The following is a 19,400-nucleotide window of genomic DNA, read 5'->3' on the forward strand; positions in this document are numbered from 1 at the left end:
CGATGACGATGCATGCCGCGAATGCAGCCGTCGGGCGTTGCGCTGGCGCAGTGAGGCTTCCGCATGGCGTTTTTTAAGTTGAACGCAAACCGCCGCATCGGCCTGGCGCTGCTGTGGCTGGCATTGCTGGCAGCGGCCGGGTTGTGGCTGAGCGAGACGCTCAAGGTCACCGGCGATCTGCGTAAATTCATGCCCGCCCGCAGAAAAAACAAAGCGCCGTTGCAGCCCGATGCCGCGCGCGCGGCCGGTGGACGTTCGGCCGCTGCAGCAGGACATCCACACCATGGCGTTTGAGTTGAACGCAAACCGCCGCATCGGCCTGGCGCTGCTGTGGCTGGCATTGCTGGCAGCGGCCGGGTTGTGGCTGAGCGAGACGCTCAAGGTCACCGGCGATCTGCGTAAATTCATGCCCGCCCCGCGCACGCCGGCGCAGAAATTGCTGATCGAAGAACTCGGCGAAGGCCCCGGTTCGCGGCTGCTGCTGATGGCGTTGTCCAACAGCGATCCGGCGGTGCTTGCCGAGCAGTCGCAGCAACTGCAGCAGGCGCTGTCCGCACAGCCGGAGCTGTTCGAGCTGGTCGGCAACGGCGGCAATGCCGGGTTGGAGGCGATTCCGCAGCGTTTGCTGCCGTATCGCTATCTGCTCAGCGACAGCTTCGACACCACTGCGCTGGATGCCTCAACGCTGGAAGCGGCGTTGCAGGCGCGCGTGCAGGATCTGGGCTCGCCGGCAGCCGCGATGGTGGAGCCGTTGCTGCCACGCGACCCCACCCTGGAAATCCTGCACCTGGCCGAAACCCTTCAGCCCGCCGCTGCACCGCAGACGCGCAACGAGGTCTGGTTCGATCGTGCCGGCACTTCTGCACTGCTGATCGTGCAGACGCGCGCGGCCGGGTTCGATCCGACCGGGCAGCAGTTGGCTTACGACGCGGTGCAGGCGGCGTTTGCCAAGATCAGCAAGGGCACTGCCACGCGGCTGACGCTGACGGGGCCGGGTGCGTTCGCGGTGGAAATTACCGCGCGCACGCAAGGCGAGGCGCAGTGGATCGGCACGCTGGATACAGTGGGTTTGGTCTTGTTGCTGCTGGTCGCATATCGCAGCTGGAAGATTCCGGTACTCGGCGTGTTGCCGTTGGCCAGTGCCGGCCTCGCCGGCCTGGGCGCGGTGGCGTTGCTGTTCGACGGCGTGCACGGCATCACCGTGGCGTTCGGGTTCACGCTGATCGGCGTGGTGCAGGACTATCCGATCCATTTGTTCAGTCATCAGCGCCCCGGCCTGGATCCGCGCGCGAACGCGCGGCATCTGTGGCCGACGCTGGCCACCGGCGTGGTGTCCACCTGCATTGCCTATGTGACCTTCCTGTTCTCCGGGGTGGATGGCTTGCGGCAGTTGGCGGTGTTCACCATCGCTGGCCTTGCCACCGCTGCGATCACCACGCGCTGGTTGCTGCCGTCGTTGATCGACCCGGCGCCGCGCGACTACGCCGACTCGCGCGTGCTGGCCATGCTGTGGCGTGGCATCGCGCGGCTGCCGCGCCCGCGTGTGAGCCTGGCAGTGATCGCGCTGATCGGCATTGCGGTGATCGCGTTTGCGCCGGGGCAGTTCTGGCAAAACGATCTGTCGAAGCTGACCCCGGTGCCCCCCAAGGCATTGGCCCAGGACACCCAGTTGCGTCAGGAACTGGGCGCCCCCGATGTGCGTTACGTGCTGGCGCTGCCGGCCGCGAACGATGAGGCCGCGTTGCAGGCCAGCGAGCAGTTGCGCCCGCGCCTGGATGCGCTGGTGCGCGATGGTGCGCTGATCGGTTACGACATGGCGGCACGCTATCTGCCCAGCGCCAAGACCCAGCGTGTGCGGCAGGCCGCATTGCCCGACGCCGCGCAGGCGCGCGCATTGACCGAGCGCGCCGTCGCCACCACGCCGTTCCGCAGCGATGCGTTTGCGCCGTTCCTGCAGGATCTGGACGCGGCCAAGCGCGTGGCACCGCTATTGCCGAAGGATCTGGCCGGCTCGCCGCTGGCCACGTCGGTGGGCGGGTTGCTGCTGGGCCGCGGCGATCGCAGCACGGCATTGGTCTCGTTGACCGGTCTGCGCGACCCGGCCGTGGTGGCCGCCGCCGTGCAGGGCAGCGGCGCGCAACTGCTGGATCTGAAGGACGCTTCCGAATCGCTGGTGGCTGCCTACCGTGGACGCGTGCTCGGCGCGCTGGTGCTGGCCGCAGTGTTGCTGGCAGTGACCGTGGCGATCGCGCTGCGCAGCCCGCGCCGCATCGTGCGCGTGTTGCTGCCGATGGCGCTGACCACGGTGCTGATCCTGGCGATCCTGCGCGGCGCAGGGGTGGAGCTCAATCTGTTCCATCTGATCGCGCTGATCCTGGCTGCCGGCCTGGGCCTGGATTACGCATTGTTCTTCGACCATGCCGGCGACGATCACGCCGATCAGTTGCGCACGCTGCATGCGCTGATCGTGTGCAGCCTGATGACGTTGCTGGTGTTCGCGTTGTTGGCCGCCTCCAGCATTCCGGTGTTGCGCGCAATCGGCAGTACGGTGGCGCTGGGCGTGTTGTTCAATTTCATTCTGGCCTTGCTGGTGTCGCGCGAACCGGCGCTGGAACGCAGTGCACACGGAGAGCCGCATGCAGGGGCGTGACGCGATTGCCACATTGATTCCGCACCAAGGCAGCATGTGCCTGTGGGAAGAGGTCGTGGAGTGGGATGCGCAGCGCATCGTGGTGCGCAGTCACGCGCATCGCAGCGACACCCATCCATTGCGTTCCAACGGCCGCTTGCGTGCGCTGCATCTGTGCGAATACGGCGCGCAGGCCATGGCCGTGCATGGTGGCCTGCTGGGCCGTGCATCCGGCAAGCCGGTACGCCCGGGCATGCTGGTGGCGCTGCGTGGCGTTGAGCTGCACGTGACGTATCTGGACACGCTGCCGGATGCGATCGACTGCGAAGCGCAAGTGCTGATGCAGGGCGAGGACAGCCAGCAATACAGTTTTCGATTGACCCACGGCGAGCAATTGCTTGCCGAAGGACGGGCGACGGTGATGTTGGGCGCTGCGCAGGCCCTGTAGGAGCGCGCTTGCGCGCGATGAAGCATCACCGCTAACGTCTCATCGCGCGCGCGTGCGCTCCTACCGGATGTGGGCGATCGATGCGGGCGACCTATTCCTGTGCCTGCTGCCAGTCGTTAGGATGAGGCTCTTTCCGCCGTCTTTTACGCGGCTTTATCGGAACTGTCATGAGCACATCCATTCCGCAGCGTCGTGCACTAGTGACCGGTGGCAGCGGTGATCTTGGCGGTGCGATCTGCCGCCAACTGGCCGCGCAGGGCCGGCATGTCATCGTGCATGCCAATCGCAACCTTGCGCGCGCAGAAGCCGTGGTGGCTGCCATCGTGGCCGATGGCGGCAGCGCACAGGCGGTCGCCTTCGATGTGGCCGATGCGCAGGCCAGTTTGGCGGCGCTGGAGACCTTGCTGGATGGCGGTCCGATCCAGATCGTGGTCAACAACGCAGGCATCCACGACGACGCGCCGATGGCGGGCATGACTGTGGAGCAGTGGCACCGCGTCATCGATGTGTCGCTGCACGGGTTCTTCCACGTCACCCAGCCGTTGCTGCTGCCGATGGCGCGCACGCGTTGGGGCCGCATCGTCAGCGTGTCGTCGGTGGCCGCGGTACTCGGCAATCGCGGGCAGACCAACTACGCCGCCGCCAAGGCCGCGTTGCATGGCGCCAGCAAGTCGCTGTCGCGCGAAATGGCCAGCCGCGGCATCGCAGTGAATGTGGTTGCGCCCGGCGTGATCGAAAGCGAGATGGTCGGCGACAGTTTCGCGCCGGAGGTGATCAAGCAGTTGGTACCGGCCGGCCGCGTCGGCAAGCCCGATGAAGTGGCCGCACTGGTCGCGTTCCTGTGCTCGGAGGCGGCTAGCTACATCAATGGGCAGGTCATCGGCATCAATGGTGGGATGGGCTGAGAGCGGCCACCAAAACTACTGCGCAGTCGCCAGGTGGGCGTGGCCTGCCTTGTGGCTTCTATCAGCACGCGACCAGGCTGGCAGGTGAGGGCACCGCGCCCTCGACGTCTTTGAGTTTGCTGCAGGGCCCTTGCCCGCTCACCCTCGCGGGACACGCTGCAAGTACGTCCGTGTAAGCTCTGGCGCGGCATCCATGCCGCTCAAGGTCCCGCGACGGTGAGCAGGCAAGGACCAGTCGAGAAGGTCGGTGCGCAGAGTTTTCAACAAGCGATCAGCAAATCGGTGCGCACAGTTTCAACAGCGATGATCAAGCCGCGCGACGCGGTGTCTTCGCTCTTCAACACAACTACCAGCGAACTATCTGGTGCGGTGTCCTTACCGATTGCGGGACCGTTGGCGGCATGGATGCCGCCAACGAGCCCCCATGGACGGGTTAACGGCGTGTCCCGCGAGCGGTGAGGGCACCGCACGCTCGACGCTGCGCGTGCGCTGCAGATCCTTGCTCGCCCATCATCGCGGGACACGCTGCACGTATGTCCCTGTCGCTCTTCCGGGGGCATCGATGCCGCGTCAGGCCGCGCCGCGGTGGGCGAGCAAGGACCAGTCGAGAGTGTCGGTATGCAGGGCGGCGAGCAAACCATACCGGCTTGGCCGCCGGCCTTCGCTTCTCTTCATGACCAGAGCGCGCCCACGTGCAGCACGTGCCGGTCAAGAACACGCGTTTCTGGAAAACGCGCCAGGGCTGGCGCGTTCGACAAACTCACGCCGCGTCGGCGTACCAGGTGGCGGTAAGGATCGGATCGCCAGTGGCATTTGCGGTCAGTGCGTCCAGGCCGTGGTCGGGCAGGTCGGGATGGCGTTGGCGTGCCTGTTGCAGGATCTCGCGTGCCAGCACCGCCATCTGCGCCACGTTGCCGTGGATGCGTGCGACAAACGCGTCGTCGTCGAGCGCGTCGTTCAAGGCGCCGTTGAGTTCGTTGAACCAGCCGATCAGGTATTGATCCAGCAGCCGCCCGTGACCGGTGGCGACGCCCTGGGCAGTATTGCGCGCGCCCCAGTCGTGCAGCACCTGCTGCATGGCCAAATTCATGTCGCGCGCAGACAGAAGATCGTTCTTCATGCGCGACAGCAGACTGAGGTCGGCGATGCGCCCGCTGCAGAACAGCGGCGCCAGCAACGACCAGTAATAGGTGTAATCCCAGATCACCTTGACCGGCATGACCTGCTCGTCGCCGAACAGCGCGTACTGGTCCTGATACAGGGTCAGGGTGTTTTCGTAGAACGAAAAATACAGCTGCTGGTACAACTCCACATACGGGCTGAGCGATTTGCCGGCGCGGTCGCGGCCGATCAATTCGCAAATGTAGGTATTGGAGATGGCGATGAAGTCGCTGCCGGGCGAATAGAACGGGTCCAGGAACACGCCCGCTTCGCCGGTCAGTGCCCAGCGCTGCGGCGAGAACACCTGCTTGCAGCCATAAGAGAAGTTGCGCAGGAACAGAAAGTCCTGCAGCCGGTAGTCGGCCTGGTCGAGCGTGGCGGCGACCTGCGGCTGATGCGTGCGCAGCCAGGCCATCGCCTTCTCGTGGGTGTTCATGCCTTCCAGTGGGTGCATCTGCGCATCGCAGACGATGCCCAGCGAATGCGCACCCGAAGACAGCGGAATCAGCCAGAACCAATAACCCGGCCCGCACATGTGGTTGGTCGAACGCCAGCGGTCCGGCGGGGTGCAGCGCTGCAGCCAACTGCTGTCCTGCGACCAGCCATTGGGATCAATCAGGCCTTCCACGCGCCACCACACCGCATTGGCGTTGTGGTCGTTGTCCTGCGCCAGGCCGAGCTTGCGCTTGAGCAGGCCGGCGCGGCCGCTGGCATCCACTACCCAGCGCGCGCTCAGCGTGCCGGGCGTGCCATCGCGTTCGAAGCGCACCGCATGGTCGGTGTCGTCTTCGGACAACGCAATGTCCTTGACGCTGCAACTGTCGACGAAGGTGATGCCTTGCGCGCGCGCGCGCTCGCCGAGGAAATTTTCGAAGCGGCCGCGGTCGATCTGCCAGGACGGCGTGGGCAGGATCTTGCTCACGCCCAGCTCGGTGCAGCGGTCGATGTCGTCGCGTTTGTCGGAGAAGAAAAAGCGGAACCCGAACTTGCGGATCTGCTCGGTCTCCAGGTGCTCGCGCAGGCCCAGCACGTCGGCAAAATAATGCGCGCCGATTTCCACCGTGGATTCGCCGACCTTGAATGCGGCCTCGCGGACCGGATGCGCGCGCCGTTCCAGCACGGTGATGGCAAGCTCAGGATCGCGTTGCTTCAACTGCAGCGCCAGGCTCAGGCCGGCCAGGCCACCCCCGGTGATCACGACATCGGTGCGCTGTGCATTCATGGGGACTGGTTGCTCTTGGTGACCGCAGGGACAGTAGCAAATTCGCCGTCGGCATCGTCAATGATCACCGGGTTGGCGCGCACGCGGCGGTACTCGCGCCAGATATGCCCGTAGTTCCAGGCCTGGACGACGACATGCGACGTGATTTCCCACAGATCGCGCACCAGCCGGAAATGGCTCTTGCGGAAGGTGCCTGGCGAGGTGCCGGCGTAGCGGGTTTCGATCGGCACCGCGACCACGCGCGCGCCAGCCTGGCGTGCGGCCGAGATCAGCAGTTGCGCTTCGAACACGAAGCCTTCGCCGGGCACGTCGGGCAGGGTGAACACCGATGCCGGATACAGCCGCTGGCCGCTCTGGCTGTCCACCAGCTGGAAGCCGCAGGCCCAGGCGATGCCCCAGTCGCCGAAGTCGTTGCCGATGCGGCGGATGGTGGGCTGGGTGGCGCGCTTGCGCATGCGCGCACCCACGATCACGCAGCCGGGGTAACGGTTGGCGGCGGCCAGCAGGCGCGGGAAATCGGCCGCCTTGTGCTGGCCATCGCCGTCCATGGTCATCACCGCGCGCATGCCAAGCCGCTGCGCTTCGGCAAACCCGCTGCGCAAGGCCGCCCCCTTGCCCATGCGCTGCGGGTGGCGGATCAGCGTGACCGGCATGCCGGCGATGCACTCGGCGGTGCCGTCGTCGGAGCCGTCGTCGATCACGATCACGTTGGAGCAATAGGTCAGCGCGTCGGTCACCACTTCGCGGATGCGCAGCGCCTCGTTCAATGCCGGCACCAGGATGGCGGTGTCGTCGCGGCTGAGCGGTTGCCGGCTCATCGCCGGATCTCCACGTGCAGCACCCGGTCCGGGCCGGCATACAGCGCCACGCGCTCGCCACTGCCGGCCAGCAGGTCGAACAGCGGCAGCATCGGCGCCATCGCATTGCTGGCCACATGGCGTGCCAGCGCGCCAGCGCCGGGCGAGGGCGTGCCGTCGTCCAGATGCGCGTGCAGCTGCGGCTTGCCGGCCTGGCCGGGCGCGCCCAGCACCAGCGCGCCGCCGAGCAGGCCCTGGCTGGGGGCAACCCGCCCCAGCGGCCCGACCGAGCGCGCGTCGTAGCCGGCCAGCAGCACCGCGTCCATGCCTGCAGCGCGCTGGACCAGCGCTTCCAGCAGGCCCTGCGCGAAGCTGCCCAGGCTGGCGCTGATCGCGGTGGCCGGGGTCATCGCGCCGGCGCCGATGGTCCAGTAGCCGGCTGCGGCGTTGTGTACGGAGTTATGGAACTTGGTCGGCGAGATCGCCGAGGGGTCGCTGGCCAGGGTGGTGCACATGTAGTCGGAGATGGCCAGGTCGCCGTAGGTGGAGGTAAAGATCGAGGGCAGGCTCGCCGGGTCGCGGCCAGCGGCGCGACAGGCGGCCAGCGCGGATTCCAGCGACACCGCCACCGTGTCCGGCGCGCGGCGGCGTTCGTTGGCGGCCAGCAATTGCGGTGCCGGGCGGGTGGGGGTTTCCAGCAGCGCGCCGCCGCGCGCAAAGGCGCTGGCGGCTTCCCAACTGGGCAACCCCTGGGTCCAGAAGCCGATGCCTTCGATGGTGGCGGTCAGCATCAGCGGGCCCGCCCGAACAGCAGCGAACAGTTATTGCCGCCGAAACCGAAGGAGTTGTTCATGGCGTAGTCGATCCGGGCATGGGCGTTGTCGAAGCGGATCTGCGGGCCGCAGGCCGGGTCGGGCACGGCGCTGTTGAGCGTGCCGGGCAGCACGTCGTCGCGCAGTGCGAGCAGTGCGATCACCGATTCGACGATGCCGGCCGCGCCCAGGGTGTGGCCGGTCCAGGCCTTGGTCGAGCTGGCGTGCAAGGTGGCGGGGAAGATCGCGGCCACCGCGGCCGCTTCCACGCTGTCGTTGGCCGGCGTGGCGGTGCCGTGCAGATTCAGGTAGCCCACCGCAGCCGGCTCCAGGCCGGCACGGTCGAGCGCCCCGCGCATCGCCAGCTGCGCGCCCAGCCCCTGCGGATGCGGCGCCGACATATGGTGCGCGTCGCTGGATTCACCATAGCCGTACAGCCACAGCGGTGCGTCGGGTGCGGCGGCAGGGCGTTCGAGCAGCGCAAAGCCGCCCGCCTCGCCCAGGCTCAGGCCGACCCGGCGTGCATCGAAGGGCTGGCACATCTCCGGCGCCACCACCTGCAGCGCGTTGAAGCCGAACAGCACGCTGCCGCACAAGGTGTCCACGCCGCCGACCAGTGCCGCGTCGATCACCCCGGCATCCATCAGCCGCGCCGCCTGCGCAAACACCTTGGCGCTGGACGAACACGCCGTGGCCACGGTCACGCACGGGCCACGCAAGCCGGTGGCGTGCTGCACGAAGTCGCCCAGCGAATGCGGGGTGTGCACGATCGGGCGATTCAGATCCTCGGGGAAGCGCGCACCGTCGGCGTCGTCGACCAGCCGCGTATACGCCTCTTCGCTGGCGCCGATGCTGGAGGTGGATGTCCCGATGATCACCGCCACGCGCTCGGCGCCATAGCGCTGCGCTGCCGCCTGCACGGCCTGCGCCATGCCGTCCTGCTGCAGGGCCAGCCAGGCCAGGCGGTTGTTGCGGCAATCCCAGTCTTGCAGCGCGGCGGGCAGCGCCACTGCTTCCACGCCGTCGACGCGGCCGACCCAGCAGGGCAGCAGCGGTTGCGGGCCGAAATCGTTGCGACGCAGGCCGCTGCGGCGATCCGTCAGCGCGGCGGCCTGGGCGGCAAGCCCGGCGCCGAGCGCGGTGGTGGAAGTGAACGCGGTGACGGCGACCGGGGCCATCTGGGACGAATGCTGCGCTTGGCTCACGATGGTCTGGCTGGCAAAAAGTGCAGCCAGTATATCGATGGCGTGCGCCCGCCCCGTGGATGGCGCAACTGAACGTGGCGGTCATGTCGCTGACGCGGCTGGGATTTTTCGCGCAGGCCGCGCTTTCGCCGTCGCCGCAATTGCGACACAATCGATGCGACCCACTTCTCGATCGAGCGCGACCACGCGCGCATGCACGCCTACGTCTATAAAAGCCAACGCAAGCAGGACACCTTCGTCTATCTCGCCACGCGTGACGACTTCTCCGGTCTTCCTGCCGCCGTGCAGGCGCAGCTGGCGCCGTTTTCGTTCGTGCTGGAGGTGGCGTTGACGCCCGAGCGCAGGTTGGCGCAGGCCGATGTGGCCACGGTGCGCGAAGCGCTGGCCAAGCACGGCTTCTATCTGCAATTGCCCAAGACGCTCGTGCTCGCGGGCGAGTGCGACTATGACTGAGCCTGCGCGTGGCGCACGGATGCGCGCAGCAGCGCTGGCCGGGGCGGCCGGCGTGGTGCTGTGCCTGCTCGGTGGTCTTGGTGGCGTGGTTGCCGCGCTGAGCCTGTGGCTGGCGCAGCCGGCATTTGCGCTGGCGGTGTCGTGGGCACGCGGGACGCGCACAGTGCCAAGCCAGCCGCGCGCCATCGCGCAGGCGCTGCCGCCGTTGCTGGCGATCTGGGGCGTCGGCCTGCTGGCACTGGCCGCGCTGATCAGCTGGCCGCTGACCGCCCTGCGCGACAGCGGCAGCCTGGCCGCCGCGCTGGCATTGAGCGTGGCGGTCAGCGCCGCCTTGCTCGGGCTGTGGCGCACCTGGCCGCTGTGGGGCGAGGTGGAACGCGACGGCGGCGCGCTGGCGCCACGCTGGCACGCATTGGCCACGCAGGAATTGCAGGCCTGGCGCGGCCTGCTGGCGGCCGCGCTGGTGCTGGCGATGTGCACCCTGGCCGTGGTGTTGGCGTGGCCGGGCTGGTTGTCCGGTGGCCTGCGCTGGGGCCTGGCGGTTGCCGCCGGCGTGCTGCTGCCGGCCGCCCATCTGCTGCTGCAACGCACCGCCGCGCCGATGCGCAGCGATGCGCCGCCGGCGCGCCAGGCGGCCGATTTCTTCTCCGAAGCTGCGGCCGAACCGCGCCCGCTGGAGCCGGTGGCCCAGCATCAGCTGGTCCCCGAACTGTTCGAAGCCGCGCGCAGTGGCCGGGTGGACCGCGCGCTGCAATTGCTGGAGGCCGGTGCCGACCCGCAGGCGCTGCCGCTGCCGGAATGGCGCGACCAACGCAGCCTGCCCGCGCTGGCCGCGGTGCTGCCGGACCTGCGCCTGCTGCGCGAGCTGATCGTGCGCCGCGTCGACGTCAACCAACCGCACCGCGGCATGACCCCGTTGCTGGCCGCCACCCGCGACAGCTGGCACGGCCGCCCGGATGCGGTGATGACGCTGCTGGCCAACGGTGCGGACCCGCGCTCCAGCGACAACGACGGCAATACCCCGCTGCATCATGCGGTGCGCAGTTCCGACCCGGGCGTGGCCGCGCTGCTGCGCGATGCCGCCGCCGAGCTCGATGCGCTCAACAACGAAGGCCACTCGCCGCTGGCGATGGCCTGCCAGGTCGGCAACTGGCGGCTGGCCAAGTTTCTGCTGGAGCGCGGCGCGCATTCCGAACCCGACGGTGGCGCACCGGTGCTTCTGGCTGCTGCCGGCACCGAGGAAGACGACCCGGCTGGCGTGCAGCTGCTGCTCAAGCACAAGGCACGCGTGGATGCGCGCGACAAGCAGCGCCGCAGCGCCCTGCACGAAGCCGCGCTGGCCGGCCACGGCGACATCGTCGAGGCGCTGCTGTCGGCCGGGGCCAATCTGGAAGCACGCGATCTGCTAGGCCGTACGCCGTGGCTGGACGCCGCGCGGCAGGCGCGTAGCGCGGTGCTCGAACGCCTGGTCGCGCGCAAGGCCGATGTGCTGGCCATCGACGGCGACGGCCGCAATGCCGTGATGCTGGCCTGCGCCGCCGACAACGTGTCGCCGGCATTGATCCGCCGGTTGCTGGATCTGCAGGTGCCGGCCGACAGCGTCGACGCGCACGGCCGTCGCGCGGTGGATGTAGCCGCCGAAGCCGGGCGTTGGGCGATCGTGCAATTGCTCGATCCGGCCTACCCGTTGCCGGCCGCGGTCAGCGACGGGCATGGCGACACGCCTGGCGTTGCCGTGCTGCCCGATCGCCCGCCGCTGGTGCTGCTGCGCGAAGGCCTGCAGTTCGGACAGCGCGACGGCCTGGTTGCGCTGGCGCGGCTGTGTGCCGCGGAAGAACTTGGCGGCCTGTTGCACGACGCGCATCTGGCCTTGAACGCCGAGGCGGTCGACTGGCTGCTGCGCCACGGCGCCGATGCCGAAGTGCGCGACGCCTGCGGCGATGTGCCGATGTTCGCGCTGCTCTCGCGCGGCGTGGAGGCGGTGCCGGCCATGCAGGCGCTGCTGCGGCATGGCGTCTCCCCGGCAGGCGCCGGTGGTCTGACCCGGCTGCTCAGCGCCTGCGTGCAGCACGATGCGGCATCGCGCGGGCTGGAACAGTTCGCGCTGGAGTTGCTCGAACGCGGCGCCGACCCGTTCGCGCCGTCGGCCGCCGGCGATCCGCCGTTGTCGCTGGCGGTGCGGCTGGGTTGGCTGCGTCTGCAGCAGTGGTTGCTGGAACACGGCGTGGACCGCGAGGCGCGCGACAGCCACGGCATGACCGCATTGCATCTGGCCACCGCGCTGGGCCGCGACGCGTCGCTGAAACTGCTGGTCAAGCAGGGCGCCTCGCCGGAAGCGCGCGCTGCCGACGGGCAGACCCCGCTCGGCGTGGCGCTGTCGATCGGCCGCCGCGATCTTTCCGACTGGCTGGACTGGCGGATCTGGTCGCTGCCAGGCCGCACGCTGCGCGAAGCGGATGTGCCGGCGGCAGCGATGACCGGCGACACCGATGCGGTGCGGCGCCTGATCGACCTCGGCCTGCCGGTGGACGCCGTCGACGCCCAGGGCTGCACCGCACTGCTGCGTGCCGCCGGTGGCGGCCATCTTGGCGTGGTGGCGCATCTGCTCGGCCGCGGCGCCGATCCGCAACGCGCGGCCAACAGCGGCGCCACGCCGTTGTCGGCGGCGGTGAGCATGCGCCAGACCGAGATCGTCGCTGCCTTGCTGCAGGCCGGCGCGCAGATCGAACACCGCCTGCCGGGCGGGGTCACCGTGCTGATGCTGGCCTGTGCGCTGGGGCTGCCGGACATCGTGGCGCGCCTGCTCACCGCCGCGGCCGACGTGCATGCCACCGACAATCAGGGGCTGGCGCCGCTGCATTGCGCCGCGTTGTACGGTTTCACCGCGCGCGACAAGAGCCGCCTGCTGGCCTTGCTGGACACCTTGCTGCTGGCCGGTGCCGACCCGGAATCCCTGGCCGGTGGCCGGGTCAGCCCGTTGCTGCTGTTGCTGGGCGCGCGCGCCGAACCGGGCACCGCCTGCGACGAGCAGGTCGTGCTGGCCGGGGTCGAACGCCTGCTCGACGAAGATGTCTCGCTGGATGTGGCCGACCAACGCGGCTTCGGCCCGCTGCATCTGGCCGCATTGCACGGGCTGCCATTGCTGGTGCAGCGCCTGCTGCGCGCCGGCGCCGATGCCGACCGGCGCGACGCGCTCAACCGCACCCCGCGCGAGATCGCCATCATGCGCGGCTTCATCGATGTAGCCGGCCAGTTCGAACCCGCGCTGCCAGGCGTCTCCTCGATGGCGCGCTTCCTGCGCGAAGGCCGCTGAGCTCGCGCGGCGGGCAACCGCTGCGGGTGTTGTTCGTGTGCAGCCGCAACCGCCTGCGCAGCCCCACCGCCGAGCGCGTGTTCGCCGACTGGCCCGGCGTGCAGGCGCAATCGGCCGGGCTGGCCGCCGATGCCGACGTCCAGGTCACCCCGGAGTTGCTGCAGGAAGCCGAAGTGGTGCTGGTGATGGAAGCTCGCCATCTGCAACTGCTGCGCAAACGCTTCGCCGCACATTTGCGCCATTGCCGGGTGATCTGCCTGCAGATTCCCGACGACTATGCGTACATGGACCCGGCACTGGTACGCCGCCTGGAACACACGGTGCCACCGTTGCTGCGCTTGCAAGCGCAGTCGTAACCTGATCCCGACACCGCGCATGCAAGACTGCGCGTTCTTTCGCCGGAAGGAAGCGCCCACACGATGAGCGTGCGTATCGAGGACCACGCCATGCTGGGCAATTGCCACAGCGCGGCCCTGGTCGACCACCGCGGCACCATCGACTGGCTGTGTCTGCCACGTTTCGATTCCGATGCGGTCTTCGCATCGCTGCTGGGCGACGAGCAACACGGGCAATGGGCGTTGTCGCCGGCTGCCGACTTCCGCACCGAGCGCGCCTACGAAGACGACAGTCTGGTGCTGCGCACGCGCATGAGCACCGACAGCGGCACGGTGGAGTTGGTCGACTTCATGGTGGCCAGCGAAGACACCGAGATCCATCAGCATCTGGTGCGCATCGTGCGCTGCGTGCAAGGCAGCGTGCCGATGCACATGCGCCTGACCTTCCGCTTCAACTACGGCCGCACGGTGCCGTGGGTGACGCGCATCGTCGATGGCATCCGCGCCATTGCCGGCCCCGATCAACTCGCACTGCGTTCGCCGCAAACCCTGCACGGCGAAGACATGGGCACCGAAACCGACTTCACCTTGCGCGAAGGGGAAAGTACCTGGTTTTTGCTCAGTCACGGCGCCTCGCATCTGGCCACGCCCCCGCTGATCGACCCCGAACAGGCATTGCAGCGCACCGCCGCGTTCTGGCATGGCTGGGCGCGCCGGTGCACCGACGTGGGTCCGTGGACCGAGCAGGTACGCCGCTCGCTGGTGGTGTTGAAAGGGCTGAGTTATCTGCCCACCGGCGGCATTGTCGCCGCGCCCACCGCCTCGCTGCCCGAGCATCTGGGCGGCACGCGCAACTGGGATTACCGCTACTGCTGGCTGCGCGATTCTGTGTTCACGCTGATCGCCTTGCTGCAGGCCGGGTACCGCGACGAAGCGGTGGCATTCCGCGCTTGGGTCCAACGCACCATCGCCGGCTCGCCCGATCAATTGCAGGCGCTGTACGGCATTGCCGGCGAACGCCGCTTGCAGGAATGGGAAGCGCACTGGCTGCCCGGCTATGAACATTCCGGCCCGGTGCGCATCGGCAACGGTGCAGTGGATCAGTTTCAGCTCGACGTGTATGGCGAGTTGATCGGCGCCTTTCATTACGCACGCGAAAAAGGCGTGGGCCCGCCATCGGACGACGATGGCTCGTCTGCGTCGCTGCTGGAAAAGATTCTGGACACGCTGGAAACGCTGTGGCGCGAACCGGACGAAGGCATCTGGGAAATCCGCGACGAGCGCCGCCACTTCGTGCATTCCAAGGTGATGGCGTGGCTGGCCTTCGACTGCGGCGCACGCGACGGCATCACCAATGCGAATACTGAAAAACGCGCTCACTGGGGCCGGCTTGCCGAAGAGATTCGTGCCGAAGTGCTGGAAAAAGGCGTGCACCCGGACGGCCACTTCGTGCAGAGCTACGGCTCCGATCGACTGGATGCCTCGCTGCTGCTGATCCCCATCGTCGGTTTCTTGCCGGCGGATGATCCGCGCATCGCCGCCACCGCCGATGCGATCGCGCGCGACCTCACCATCGACGGCTTGGTCGAACGCTATCGTGCCGACGACAGCGCCGACGGCCTGCCGGCCGGCGAAGGCACCTTCCTGGCCTGCAGTTTCTGGCTGGTGGAAAACTATGCACTGATCGGCCGCACCGACCAGGCGCGTGCGCTGCTCGAACGTCTGCTCGGGCTGTGCAACGACGTGGGGCTGCTCGCCGAAGAATACGACCCGCGCAGCAAGCGCATGCTCGGCAACTTCCCGCAAGGGTATTCCCACGTGGCCCTGGTCAATGCGGCATTGCGCCTGCATGGATGCATGGGCGAAAAGGAAACGCATCCATGAGTGAGCAAGAAACCACCCCGCCGTGCATCATCGTGGTGTTCGGCGCGCGCGGCGATCTGACCAAGCGCCTGGTAATGCCGGCGCTGTACAACCTGCGCCGCGCCGGTGCGTTGGGCGAGCAATTCGCCATCGTCGGCATGGACCATGGCGACATCAGCGAGCGCGCCTGGCGCAGCACCATGGGCCAATCGATGACGCAGCTGCTCAGCAGCCGCGATGCCGAATTCCAGACCGACGAATTCGATACCGACACCTGGGACTGGTTGCGCGAGCGCATGCATTATCTGCGCGGTGATTTCACCGACCTGGATGCTTATCAAGCGCTGGATGGCGTGCTGGAAAAACTGCACAAGCGCTATGGCACCCAGGGCAATGTGCTGTTCTATCTGGCCACCGCTGCGCGTTTCTTCGAGCCGGTGCTGCTCAACCTGGGTGAAGCCGGTCTGGTCAAGCAGCGCCAAGGCGAGGGCTGGCGTCGCGTCATCGTGGAAAAACCCTTCGGCCACGATCTGCCCAGTGCCAAGCATCTCAATGCCACCGTCGCCAAGGTGCTGCACGAAGATCAGGTGTTCCGCATCGATCATTTCCTGGGCAAGGAAACCGTGCAGAACATTCTTGCGTTCCGTTTTGCCAACGGCTTGTTCGAGCCGGTGTGGAACCGCGACCGTATCGACCATGTGCAGATTACCGCCGCCGAAACCATCGGCGTGGAAGGCCGCGGGCGTTTTTACGATCCCACCGGCTGCCTGCGCGACATGGTGCCGAACCATCTGTTCCAGTTGCTGGCGATGATTGCGATGGAGCCGCCGGCCGCGTTCACTACCGAAGCGATGCATCGTCGTCGCGCCGAGGTGATCGAGGCGGTGCGCCCGATCAAACCCGAAGATGTGGTGCGCGGGCAATACGCTTCCGGCGCGGTCAGCCGCGCCGCGGTGCCGGGCTATCGCGAAGAAGACACCGTTCCGGAAGATTCGGAAACCGAAACCTATGTGGCGATGAAGCTGCAGGTGGACACCTGGCGCTGGGCCGGCGTGCCGTTCTATCTGCGCACCGGCAAGCGCCTGCGCGAGCGCACCACCGAGATCGCGATCCGTTTCAAGCCGGCGCCGCTGGCCCCGTTCCGCAGTACCGAAGTGGGCGGCTACGGCCCCGACTGGCTGGTGCTGCACATCCAGCCGGATGAAGGCATTTCGCTGCAGTTCGACGTCAAGCGCCCGGGCGCCCAGGTGGCGCTGGCCCCGGTACGCATGGACTTCCGCTACCGCGACTGGTTTCCCAAGGAATACACGGTGGGCTACGAACGCCTGCTGCAGGACTGCATGAAGGGCGAGGCCGGCCTGTTCCAGGACGCGGCCATGGTGGAAGGCGCGTGGCGCATCGTGCAACCGATCCTGGATGCGTGGAAACAACCGCCAAGCGACTTCCCCAACTATGCCGCCGGCAGCGCCGGCCCATCGGCCGCGGACGCACTGCTGGCCATGAATGGCGGGCACGCCTGGCGCGCGCTCACCCCGGGCCGCAAGCCGCCACCGCGCCGGCCGCCGGAGGCACGCAGCAGCGCGACGACGCCGATCAAGAAAGCCACCAGGAAAACGGCGAAGAACACCACGAAGACGGCAAAACCTGTGCGCAAGGCGCCAGCCAAGCGCGCATCGGTCGCTGCAGCCAAACCGTCGCAAGACGCGGCCGCGTCCTCGGGTAGTGCCGCAAAGAAAGCAGTGACCAAACGCGCAACCAGGAAGGTCGAAAAGGCCGCTGCAAAGGCTGTCGGCAAAACTGCGGCGGGCAAAAGCGCAGCGAAGAAGTCGGCCAGTAAAACCGTAGCGCGCAAACCGCGTAGCTGAGTGCTGCGATCAACACGCAGCCGCTGCGGTCGCATGAAACCCGTGTAGAAGCGCGCTTCTACGAAAAGGCTAGCGATCCTGTGTAGTGGGCGCGGGCTCGCTGTCCACATCCGCCTTGACGTCGGCTTCGAACAGATTCATCAGATCGGCGCGGGCATCGCGCGAGGTCTGGATCACCTTGGCTTCGTCGTCGTAGACCAGGTGCTGGCGGCGCAGCAGGTCTTCGTCGTGCTGGCGGAAGCGTTTGACGTGGTCCTGCGCCAGTGCTTCGCCCAGGCCGAGCGAGGTCAGCACGCGTTCGCCCAGTTCCAGGCTGGAGGCGAACACTTCGCGGAACGGTTCAGCGCCCAGGTCCATCAGCTTCCAGGCGTGCTGACGATTGCGCGCGCGCGCCAGCACCGTGGCCTGTGGGTACAGGCGGCGGATCAGCCGCACCGTCTTGATATTGGTTTCCGGGTCGTCCACCGCGATCACGAACACCTTGATGCGATCAGCGCCGGCGGCGCGCAGCAGTTCTGGGCGGGTGGGGTCGCCGTAATACAGTTGGCTGCCGAAGCGGCGCAGGTCTTCCACCGTGTCGGGGTTATGTTCCAGCGCCACGAACGGCACATGCCGCGCGGTGAGCAAGCGCGCAACCACCTGGCCGAAGCGGCCCATGCCGGCGACCAGCACCTTGGGGGTCTGCGCATCGATGGTGTCAAATGGCCGATCGGTTTTGGGCGCGCGCAGGCGCAGCGGCCCGTTGAGGATGCGTTGCATGCCCAGCAGCAACAACGGCGTCAGCGCCATCGATACGCCCACGATGGCCACCAGCCGATCGTGATTGGCCGGGTCCAGCAAGCCCACGCGGTCGGCTTCGTTGAATACCACGAAGGCGAATTCGCCGCCCAGCCATAGCACGCTGCCCAGCATCAGGCTACTGCGTAGCGGCAGCTTGGCCACGCTGCCGATGCCGACCAGCAGCGAGAACTTCACCGGCAGCAAGATCGCCACGCCTGCGGCGATCAAGCCCGGCTCGGCCACCACGCGGTTGAGGTCGATGCCCATGCCCACCGAAATGAAGAACAGGCCCAGCAGCAGCCCTTCGAATGGTTCGATCTGAGATTCCAGTTCGTGGCGGAATTGCGAATCGGCCAGCAGCACGCCGGCCAAAAACGCGCCCAGGCTGGCGCTCAATCCGGCCTCCTGCATGATCCACGCCGTGCCCAGCACGACCAGCAAGGCGCTGGCGGTGAACACTTCCGGCATGCGCGTGCGCGCCACCATGTTGAACAGATGGCGCAGCACAAAGCGCCCGCAGAGAATCACCAGCGTCAATGCCGCGACCGCCTTGGCCACGTCCTGCCATTCCAGCGTGGCGTTCTTGCTGCCGCCGAGCAACGGAATGGCCGCCAGCAATGGAATGGCGATCAGATCCTGAAACAGCAAAATGGCGAACGCCAAGCGCCCGTAATCGCTGCCCAGCGCCTTGCGTTCGGACAGTAGCTGCAAGCCGACTGCGGTGGACGACAAAGCCAGCGCCACGCCCACGATCAGCGCGCTCTTCCAGCCCAGCTGGGCCGCCATCAGCAGGCCGCCCAGGATCACTGCGGTCACCAGCACCTGGGTGGCGCCAGCGCCGAATACCGAATGCCGCATCACTTTCAAACGCGCCGGCGACAGTTCCAGGCCGATCACGAACAGCAGCATCACCACGCCGATCTCGGCCGCGCCGCTGATACGTTCGGCGTCCTGGACCACGCCCACGCCGTCCGGGCCCAGCACCACGCCGGCAACCAGATAGGCCAGCACCGCGCCCAGGCCGAAGCGCTTGAACACCGGCACTGCCACGATGGCGGCCAGCATCAGCACCAACGCCAGTTCCAGACCACCGCTATGCATGTGCACTCTCCGTTGATGTGCGCATTATGCCGCGCGCGGTCGGCTACTGGCCTGGATCGGCGTGCGCTGCGTGCAACTGTGTGGATTGGCGGTGTGCTCTGGTTCGGTGATGCAAGCCGGCAGCACCGCATCGCGGGCAGCAATTCGCCACGTCGTCCGCATGACTGAGCCGTATGGCGCCATGTCGTTCCGCATTGCACGCGTGCACGCAGCCGCCGTTGCAGGCAATGATCCACCGTCCTGGTCGGTCGCGCACGGCCGGTAGTCGGGTGCAATGCAGTCGCTTGTCGACATGACAGGCCCTGCGTTGTGGCGTCCGCCTGGACGCCCGCTGAGCATCGCCTAAGCAGGGCATTGACCAAGCCAGCTCAGGCGCGCAGACTGCGCCGCGCCGCCGCCCGGATCACCGGCCGGTATGCGCCTTCGGAGCCCTACCCATGTCCAGCGACAGTCACCCTAGACCCGGGTCGATGACCCAGCTGGCGCGCGCCTGAGGCTCAGGTTCGCCGGC

General features: G+C 67.5%; 14 protein-coding genes. 9 read left to right on the forward strand and 5 right to left on the reverse strand.

The genetic code is table 11. The features are described from left to right. The first annotated feature begins 63 nt into the window (after window positions 1–63). The 4 genes from A7D16_RS00875 to fabG all read left to right on the forward strand — a co-directional run bounded on the left by A7D16_RS00875 (window position 64) and on the right by fabG (window position 3,982). Complete coding sequence (locus A7D16_RS00875) at window positions 64–294, forward strand: hypothetical protein (protein ID WP_064628953.1); 231 nt, start codon at window positions 64–66, stop codon at window positions 292–294. Then, a complete protein-coding gene (locus A7D16_RS00880; protein ID WP_064628955.1) occupies window positions 284–2,650 on the forward strand; it encodes an MMPL family transporter in 2,367 nt (788 codons plus the stop codon). The genes A7D16_RS00875 and A7D16_RS00880 overlap by 11 nt, the downstream gene beginning before the upstream one ends. Further along, window positions 2,637–3,077, forward strand: coding sequence for a hotdog family protein (locus A7D16_RS00885; protein ID WP_064628957.1), 441 nt, complete (start codon window positions 2,637–2,639; stop codon window positions 3,075–3,077). The genes A7D16_RS00880 and A7D16_RS00885 overlap by 14 nt, the downstream gene beginning before the upstream one ends. 167 nt (window positions 3,078–3,244) lie before the next feature. Then, complete coding sequence (gene fabG / locus A7D16_RS00890) at window positions 3,245–3,982, forward strand: 3-oxoacyl-ACP reductase FabG (RefSeq protein ID WP_064628959.1); 738 nt, start codon at window positions 3,245–3,247, stop codon at window positions 3,980–3,982. A gap of 760 nt (window positions 3,983–4,742) precedes the next feature. Here fabG and A7D16_RS00895 read toward each other — a convergent pair. Genes A7D16_RS00895 through A7D16_RS00910 form a run of 4 tightly spaced genes read right to left on the reverse strand, consistent with a single transcriptional unit; the run spans window position 4,743 to window position 9,152 of the window. Further along, on the reverse strand, window positions 4,743–6,365 hold the full coding sequence (locus A7D16_RS00895; protein ID WP_064628961.1) for an NAD(P)/FAD-dependent oxidoreductase: 1,623 nt from the start codon (window positions 6,363–6,365) through the stop codon (window positions 4,743–4,745). Beyond that, window positions 6,362–7,183, reverse strand: coding sequence for a glycosyltransferase family 2 protein (locus tag A7D16_RS00900; protein ID WP_064628963.1), 822 nt, complete (start codon window positions 7,181–7,183; stop codon window positions 6,362–6,364). The genes A7D16_RS00895 and A7D16_RS00900 overlap by 4 nt, the downstream gene beginning before the upstream one ends. Beyond that, window positions 7,180–7,953 (reverse strand): beta-ketoacyl synthase chain length factor, encoded by a 774-nt coding sequence (locus A7D16_RS00905; protein WP_064628965.1) that lies wholly within the window; start codon window positions 7,951–7,953, stop codon window positions 7,180–7,182. The genes A7D16_RS00900 and A7D16_RS00905 overlap by 4 nt, the downstream gene beginning before the upstream one ends. Beyond that, window positions 7,953–9,152, reverse strand: coding sequence for a beta-ketoacyl-[acyl-carrier-protein] synthase family protein (locus A7D16_RS00910; protein WP_064629132.1), 1,200 nt, complete (start codon window positions 9,150–9,152; stop codon window positions 7,953–7,955). Before A7D16_RS00910 ends, A7D16_RS00905 begins: the two co-directional genes overlap by 1 nt. A 219-nt stretch (window positions 9,153–9,371) precedes the next feature. Here A7D16_RS00910 and A7D16_RS00915 point away from each other — a divergent pair, with 219 nt between their 5' ends. From A7D16_RS00915 to zwf, 5 genes are all read left to right on the forward strand, one after another. Beyond that, on the forward strand, window positions 9,372–9,632 hold the full coding sequence (locus A7D16_RS00915; RefSeq protein WP_064628967.1) for a YcgL domain-containing protein: 261 nt from the start codon (window positions 9,372–9,374) through the stop codon (window positions 9,630–9,632). Further along, window positions 9,625–12,945 carry an ankyrin repeat domain-containing protein gene (locus A7D16_RS00920; RefSeq protein WP_064628969.1) on the forward strand — a complete coding sequence of 1,107 codons (3,321 nt, stop codon included), beginning with the start codon at window positions 9,625–9,627 and terminating at the stop codon, window positions 12,943–12,945. The genes A7D16_RS00915 and A7D16_RS00920 overlap by 8 nt, the downstream gene beginning before the upstream one ends. 26 nt (window positions 12,946–12,971) lie before the next feature. Further along, window positions 12,972–13,301, forward strand: a complete 330-nt coding sequence (locus A7D16_RS00925; RefSeq protein WP_082925678.1) for a low molecular weight protein tyrosine phosphatase family protein — start codon at window positions 12,972–12,974, stop codon at window positions 13,299–13,301. 63 nt (window positions 13,302–13,364) lie between these two features. Beyond that, a complete protein-coding gene (locus A7D16_RS00930) occupies window positions 13,365–15,164 on the forward strand; it encodes a glycoside hydrolase family 15 protein (protein ID WP_064628971.1) in 1,800 nt (599 codons plus the stop codon). After that, complete coding sequence (zwf, locus tag A7D16_RS00935; protein WP_064628973.1) at window positions 15,161–17,008, forward strand: glucose-6-phosphate dehydrogenase; 1,848 nt, start codon at window positions 15,161–15,163, stop codon at window positions 17,006–17,008. Before A7D16_RS00930 ends, zwf begins: the two co-directional genes overlap by 4 nt. Window positions 17,009–17,077: 69 nt before the next feature. Here zwf and A7D16_RS00940 read toward each other — a convergent pair whose 3' ends face one another. After that, on the reverse strand, window positions 17,078–18,889 hold the full coding sequence (locus tag A7D16_RS00940) for a monovalent cation:proton antiporter-2 (CPA2) family protein (RefSeq protein WP_064628975.1): 1,812 nt from the start codon (window positions 18,887–18,889) through the stop codon (window positions 17,078–17,080). Between the last annotated feature and the right edge of the window lie 511 nt (window positions 18,890–19,400).

It is taken from the genome of Xanthomonas nasturtii, assembly GCF_001660815.1.
Taxonomy (GTDB): Bacteria; Pseudomonadota; Gammaproteobacteria; order Xanthomonadales; family Xanthomonadaceae; genus Xanthomonas; species Xanthomonas nasturtii.

What these genes read in the sequence shown, in the direction of transcription:
- A7D16_RS00915 (WP_064628967.1), top strand. Translation starts at nt 9,372, where the DNA reads ATGCACGCCTACGTCTATAAAAGCCAACGCAAGCAGGACACCTTCGTC.
- A7D16_RS00920 (WP_064628969.1), top strand. Translation starts at nt 9,625, where the DNA reads ATGACTGAGCCTGCGCGTGGCGCACGGATGCGCGCAGCAGCGCTGGCC.
- zwf (WP_064628973.1), top strand. Translation starts at nt 15,161, where the DNA reads ATGAGTGAGCAAGAAACCACCCCGCCGTGCATCATCGTGGTGTTCGGC.
- A7D16_RS00875 (WP_064628953.1), top strand. Translation starts at nt 64, where the DNA reads ATGGCGTTTTTTAAGTTGAACGCAAACCGCCGCATCGGCCTGGCGCTG.
- A7D16_RS00910 (WP_064629132.1), bottom strand. Translation starts at nt 9,152, where the DNA reads ATGGCCCCGGTCGCCGTCACCGCGTTCACTTCCACCACCGCGCTCGGC.
- A7D16_RS00885 (WP_064628957.1), top strand. Translation starts at nt 2,637, where the DNA reads ATGCAGGGGCGTGACGCGATTGCCACATTGATTCCGCACCAAGGCAGC.
- A7D16_RS00880 (WP_064628955.1), top strand. Translation starts at nt 284, where the DNA reads ATGGCGTTTGAGTTGAACGCAAACCGCCGCATCGGCCTGGCGCTGCTG.
- A7D16_RS00895 (WP_064628961.1), bottom strand. Translation starts at nt 6,365, where the DNA reads ATGAATGCACAGCGCACCGATGTCGTGATCACCGGGGGTGGCCTGGCC.
- A7D16_RS00905 (WP_064628965.1), bottom strand. Translation starts at nt 7,953, where the DNA reads ATGCTGACCGCCACCATCGAAGGCATCGGCTTCTGGACCCAGGGGTTG.
- fabG (WP_064628959.1), top strand. Translation starts at nt 3,245, where the DNA reads ATGAGCACATCCATTCCGCAGCGTCGTGCACTAGTGACCGGTGGCAGC.
- A7D16_RS00930 (WP_064628971.1), top strand. Translation starts at nt 13,365, where the DNA reads ATGAGCGTGCGTATCGAGGACCACGCCATGCTGGGCAATTGCCACAGC.
- A7D16_RS00940 (WP_064628975.1), bottom strand. Translation starts at nt 18,889, where the DNA reads ATGCATAGCGGTGGTCTGGAACTGGCGTTGGTGCTGATGCTGGCCGCC.
- A7D16_RS00900 (WP_064628963.1), bottom strand. Translation starts at nt 7,183, where the DNA reads ATGAGCCGGCAACCGCTCAGCCGCGACGACACCGCCATCCTGGTGCCG.